General features: G+C 62.6%; 7 protein-coding genes. 2 read left to right on the plus strand and 5 right to left on the minus strand.

The features are described from left to right. Positions 1-87: 87 nt before the first annotated feature. Positions 88-996, minus strand: a complete 909-nt coding sequence (locus AC1DSN_RS18075; RefSeq protein ID WP_477332035.1) for a LysR family transcriptional regulator — start codon at positions 994-996, stop codon at positions 88-90. A 116-nt stretch (positions 997-1,112) separates the two neighbouring features. On the opposite strand from AC1DSN_RS18075, the gene AC1DSN_RS18080 reads away from it, so the two are divergent. Beyond that, entirely contained in the window at positions 1,113-1,634 is a 522-nt protein-coding gene (locus AC1DSN_RS18080; RefSeq protein ID WP_477298012.1) for a lipocalin-like domain-containing protein, read from the plus strand. A 14-nt stretch (positions 1,635-1,648) separates the two neighbouring features. Here AC1DSN_RS18080 and AC1DSN_RS18085 read toward each other — a convergent pair whose 3' ends face one another. The 4 genes from AC1DSN_RS18085 to AC1DSN_RS18100 all read right to left on the minus strand — a co-directional run bounded on the left by AC1DSN_RS18085 (position 1,649) and on the right by AC1DSN_RS18100 (position 4,338). After that, the gene (locus AC1DSN_RS18085; protein ID WP_063572188.1) at positions 1,649-1,999 is read right to left on the minus strand and encodes a DUF3147 family protein; all 351 of its coding nucleotides are present in this window, start codon (positions 1,997-1,999) and stop codon (positions 1,649-1,651) included. 38 nt (positions 2,000-2,037) lie between these two features. Further along, positions 2,038-2,769: a sulfite exporter TauE/SafE family protein gene (locus tag AC1DSN_RS18090; RefSeq protein WP_477332037.1), complete on the minus strand. Its 732-nt coding sequence runs from the start codon at positions 2,767-2,769 to the stop codon at positions 2,038-2,040. Between the two features lie 67 nt (positions 2,770-2,836). Further along, positions 2,837-3,706: a tetratricopeptide repeat protein gene (locus AC1DSN_RS18095; protein ID WP_477332039.1), complete on the minus strand. Its 870-nt coding sequence runs from the start codon at positions 3,704-3,706 to the stop codon at positions 2,837-2,839. A gap of 236 nt (positions 3,707-3,942) precedes the next feature. Further along, positions 3,943-4,338 (minus strand): hypothetical protein, encoded by a 396-nt coding sequence (locus tag AC1DSN_RS18100; protein WP_477332040.1) that lies wholly within the window; start codon positions 4,336-4,338, stop codon positions 3,943-3,945. A gap of 268 nt (positions 4,339-4,606) precedes the next feature. Between AC1DSN_RS18100 and AC1DSN_RS18105 the strand changes: the two genes are divergently transcribed. Continuing rightward, complete coding sequence (locus AC1DSN_RS18105) at positions 4,607-4,906, plus strand: hypothetical protein (RefSeq protein ID WP_477332041.1); 300 nt, start codon at positions 4,607-4,609, stop codon at positions 4,904-4,906. Positions 4,907-5,066: the final 160 nt, after the last annotated feature.

A 5,066-nucleotide genomic window follows, 5' to 3' on the forward strand; every position in this document is an offset into this window, starting at 1 on the left:
GAGTACCGCGATCAAGTTCTTCATCCGTGCTCCCTTTAGAAGCGCCCCCTGTGGGCGCGCTGATTCTTCCTTCGGTCCCGCTCGTCGTCAACGAGCATGCGGCAGACCGGTCGACGAGAGTCTCTCCACCATCGCTGCTTGTAGAAAATCGATGAACCGGCGAACGCGCGGTGGCTGGAACGTATTCGCGTGATACATCGCGTGGATCGGTGACGGCGCGGACCATTCCGGCGCGTTCACCAGCACCAGGCGCCCTTCGCGAACGTCGTCGGCGACCGCCCATTGCTGCCGGTACGCGAACCCATGACCGCGAATGGCCCACTTGCGGATGACCTCGCTATCGGTGCACTCGTGATAGCGACGCACTCGTATCGTCGCGTTACCCAGGCGCCACTCGTCGCGCGGGCCAGCGTTCGTCGTCAGCACGAGAGTGGGAAGTTCGACAAGATCCTCCGGCCGTGTCGGCATGCCGTGGGTCGCGATGCACTGTGGCGAGGCACAGACCACGCGACGACTATCGACCAGGTGCCGCGCAACCAGTGCACTGTCCTCGAGCGGACCGACGCGAATCGCGACATCCACGTCATCAGGCACGAAGCGCGAGATCGAATCGGCCAACGAAAGAACGATGCGCACGCCTGGATGGATCGCCATGAACCCATCGAGGATGTCGACCAGCAGATTGCGACCGAGATCCGAGGGGGCCGAAATTCGCAGCGTGCCACTCACGGTATCCGTGCCGCTGCGCACGGCACGCTCGCCTTCTTTCATCGCGTCGATGGCGATGCGGCAGTAGCCCAGGTACGTGCGACCTTCATCCGTAAGGCGAAGTTGGCGCGTCGTTCGCTCAAACAACCGGGCACCCACCGCCGCCTCGATCCGCTGGACACACGCGCTGGCGGCGGYCGGAGACAGACCCGCGCGGCGCCCAGCCGCCGACAGGCTACCCAGATCGGCGGCGTCGACGAGCAGCTGCATGTCGCTCAGGCGATTCATGGCCTCGATCATCTTCAAATAAGAATTGAAGGTCAATGAAGAACCAGGCCAATTATCAAATGCGAGGCCGGCGGCGAGGATGACCCCACCCACCCTCAACCCAAGGCTTTCCTGCCATGAAGCGCCCTTCCCTGTTCGCCCTCGCCTCCGCCCTGGCTTTCGTCACCGCACCGCTCGGGGCCCTCGCCGCTGACGCCGCATCGTCCGGCCCCGGGGTCCTCGAGGGTGCCTGGAAGCTGGTCCGTTGCGACAACGTCTACCCGGACGGCCATCGCGCCGAGCTCTACGGACCGAATCCCGAAGGCCTGTGGCTCATCGATGCCCGGGGCAACTACATGATGGACATCGTGCGGGCAAACCGCATGCCATTCGCGGTCAACGACAAGTCCAAAGGCACGCCCGAGGAATATCGCGCCGCCTCCTTGGACTTCAACGCACACTACGGCACGGTCAGCGTCGATGGTATGACCATGCACAGCCACATCGCGCAGGCATCGTTTCCGAACTGGGATGGCAAGGGAGGCGACAGCAGCTTCGTCATCAAGGGTGACGAACTCACGTACACGGTGGCAAAGCCTTCGAGCGGTGCGGCGGAAGGCGCGCATGGTGAGGTGGTCTGGCGGCGCGTTCATCCCTGAGGGCGCGCGTTACGTCAGAGAAGCCGAATCCCGAACGGCTTGACGCATGCGGCAAAGACCGCGAAGCACACGATCGTGATAACCGCACTGAGACCCAGTGCGGGCCAGAATCCGAACCGTGCGAGCAAAGCGGGAAACGCCAGGAACATGGGTAATGTCGGCACCACGTACCAGAAGGTGTACCAGGCGTGGTTGGCAATCTTCTCGGCGGGCTGCTTCTCGACATAGAGCCACGTGAGCGCGAGTAGCGTGACCAGCGGCAAGGAAGCCAGGAGCGCGCCAAGACGGTCGCTACGCTTCGCCACTTCGGAAACGGCGACCACCACGGCGGCAGTAATCAGGTATTTGGTGATGATCCAGTACATGGCGCTCCCCGTGGGATCGATGCAACCAAGCAGCCTGATCAGGCGTGGTTGGACAGTGCAGCCCACAATAGCGAAACGCCGGAACAAAGAACCAGCGTATCGATAAGGTGAGCATACCGATGGCCTGGAATCCGGCTGAGGATGCCCTTACCGATAAACGTGCCGATCATCAGTGAAGCACCCACGATGAGCCCCTGGACGACGATCTCCCCGGACAGCGCACCGGCTTCCCGGAACGTGGTGACCTTGCTGAGGTACAGCGCAAGGGCCGTCGTGGCTTCCGTGCCGAGGAACGGCCCGCCCACCAGACCGTAGGACGTGAACACGGGAACGCTCAGCGGCCCTGTCGACAGGACGAGCCCCGTCAGGAAGCCGATAGCCGCCCCACAAAGGGAGAGCCCCCAAAGCGGCATCGGCCGGGACGAAGGGCGAAGCCGGCGGAGGGCCAGCATCGACAGGAAGAAGAACCCAAGCCCTGCGTCGATCCATCGCGGCGGCAAGGCAAGCAACGTACGCGCGCCAAGCGCGGCAGCAGGAACCCCCGGAGCGGCGTAGGCCAGCACGGCCTTCCAGTCGATCTCCTTCCACCAGGCAATAACGCGCGAAAGGTTGGCGATCACCGCCGCGACGGCCATGACCGGTACGGCGTGCTTCGGCCCAAACTGATACGTCAGTACGGGAAGCAGCATCAACGAGGAGCCGGTTCCGATGACGCCGCTGAGGCAACCCGCGACAAGACCGACGGCAAGGACGAGAAGGAAGGAAGTCAAACGGAACCGGCATGCTCAGAAGAACGGTGATTCTAGCCTTTCAGCGAGAATCACCGGCCGAGACATCTCACCACTGGTTGTCGTCGTCACCACCGCCGCCGGACGAGCTGTCGTCCCACGAGCTGTCGTTGTTGCCCAGATCGATCGGGTCGTCGCGGAGATCGTCGTACGCCTGCGCAGAAGGATCCGGCTGCGACGACGAATCCGGGCCCAGATTGCCGAAGCCGCTCGCGCCTGCGTTGCGCGTTTCGTCACCATCGCGATGGGAACGCAGTGCCTCATCGAGAAGCGCACCGGCGGCCAGGCCACCCAGGCCGGCCGCGACGGCCGTGCCTACGCCCGAAGACGGCGGCGGCGCATAGCCCGGATTGCCATAGCCGGGATTCCCGCCATAAGGCTGACCACCGTTCATGGGCGGCGCCGGCGAATAGCCGTTGCCGAACTGGTTGTTCGGATTCTGCCGGCGGCGCATCAGGAAGAAAATAATGAGGACGAGGATCACACCCCCGATCAGCCAGCCCGTCATGTGCGACTGGCCACCAGCTTCGGTACGGGCAGCCGGCTGGGGCTCAGTGAAACGCGCGGGAGCCACCGCCGCGGGCCGGGCGGAAGGCGGCGCGAGCGCGGCATCCAGCTCGTGCTGGAAGTGCTGGAACTTGGCCGGGTCCGTGAACTTGGTCGCCGGGTCCAGGGTCGCCGCCTTGGTCGCCTCGGTCTTCGCTTCTCCGATATTGCCTTCATGGGCAAGGACTTCGGCGAGGATGTAGTGAGCCTTGGCGCTCGTCGGATGCTCGGAAATCGTCTGGCGCAGCGCGGTTTCCGCACCGGAGTAGTCACCGCGGGCGATCAACGCCTGGATGTCCTTCGGGGTGTCTTCAGCGCTTGCCGCGACGGACGTGAGGGCCAACAGGACTAACGTGAGAATCGGCTTATGCATGACGTTCTCGGAGCTCAGGAAGACGCTTAGTGTCATGCGTCCGTCGAGAGTTTGCGAGCCGCAAGAAAATGCTGTTCAGCGTGGATTTCTTCGTGGGTAACGTAGCGCCGGTACCCTGCTCCCACACGGTGAGACGAGTTATCACCGTGTGCGCCGCCTCCGGGTGACCGAGACGGTCGGTAGCGTCGATTTCGGACAAGCCCTCGGGACTTCCTACAGGTAGTCGCACTCGTCTCTCATTGAGCTCCTGCGTTGACTCTATTTTGAGCCGCGGGTGCGGTAGGCGTCACGTTAGCCGGCACTCCGGAAGTCCACACGATGTGCTTATCGACAAGGGTCCAGATCCCTCCGGTCCCGGCGGCGATTCCGCCAAGGACGATCACCATGCCCCACAGCCTGTTTTTCCATTGCATGAGATCTTTCACGTCGACACTCACATTCGCGACAGTGGCTTTGAGATCAGTGATGTCAGTGCTCACGCCGGCGATGCGTTGCTCAAGACGGGCCTGCGAGCTTGTGATCTGGACAAGCATGCCGACGACTCCCTGTCCTTGCTGCATCAGAAGATCGTCGCGCAATACGTCGTCCGAGAAACTCGGAGGCCGGTTATTCACAGTTCCGCCGGTATGCATGTGTAGCCACTCCTTCCAACCAAATGTTGCGCGAGACCCGTACGCGCGCGTGCAGAAATCGAACAGTGCGCTTGTGCCGAAAAGCTTACGCTGGTGATTGTTGGCTCGTCTATCAGGCAATGCTCACAATGCATCGAAGGAGAGATGCGATCCTTGATGCTGAGGACTTTCGCAATCACGCGCAAACAATCGCCGGAACACGATTGCGGGTCGTCTGGCGCAGTGACCCGATCGTCTACGTTGCACACTCGCACCTACAGACAACCCAATGTTGTTTTGCTACGGTCACGGGGTGGTCGGCCGCGCCCGTTATTACGCCGACCCGGACGCCACGGCGAACGAACTTCTCAACAACGCAGCCGAGCTACTGCAGTACGCGCGTGGACTCACGGAACTGCTCGCTGAATTCGTGCACGAGTCGGACACCATCGATTGTCGGCGCATGGCGCTGTCGCTTGATGCCATCGCGGCGTTGACGCAGATGGGGGCGCATTGCGCTGCTGAGGCGCATGCCCGCTTGTCTTGGGAGAAGAGCGCCGCGCCGGTGGATGCGTTAGGTCCGCATTGATGGCGGCGGCGTCAAACCCGCGCTCCGTCCCCGCGCAACGCATCCATGACATTCCCCTCTTGTCAGCCTATCTCGCCGCAAGAAATCCCCGGGCGCCAGAGAGCGCCCGGCAGGGCCCGATCCTTACTTGAGAACGAGGCTCAATGGAGTTGTGTCGCAC

Source organism: Luteibacter sp. P4_D7_3, from assembly GCF_056401735.1.

Coding starts and splice junctions, on each gene's coding strand:
- AC1DSN_RS18080 (WP_477298012.1), top strand. CDS start 1,113: ATGAAGCGCCCTTCCCTGTTCGCCCTCGCCTCCGCCCTGGCTTTCGTC.
- AC1DSN_RS18085 (WP_063572188.1), bottom strand. CDS start 1,999: ATGTACTGGATCATCACCAAATACCTGATTACTGCCGCCGTGGTGGTC.
- AC1DSN_RS18095 (WP_477332039.1), bottom strand. CDS start 3,706: ATGCATAAGCCGATTCTCACGTTAGTCCTGTTGGCCCTCACGTCCGTC.
- AC1DSN_RS18100 (WP_477332040.1), bottom strand. CDS start 4,338: ATGCATACCGGCGGAACTGTGAATAACCGGCCTCCGAGTTTCTCGGAC.
- AC1DSN_RS18105 (WP_477332041.1), top strand. CDS start 4,607: ATGTTGTTTTGCTACGGTCACGGGGTGGTCGGCCGCGCCCGTTATTAC.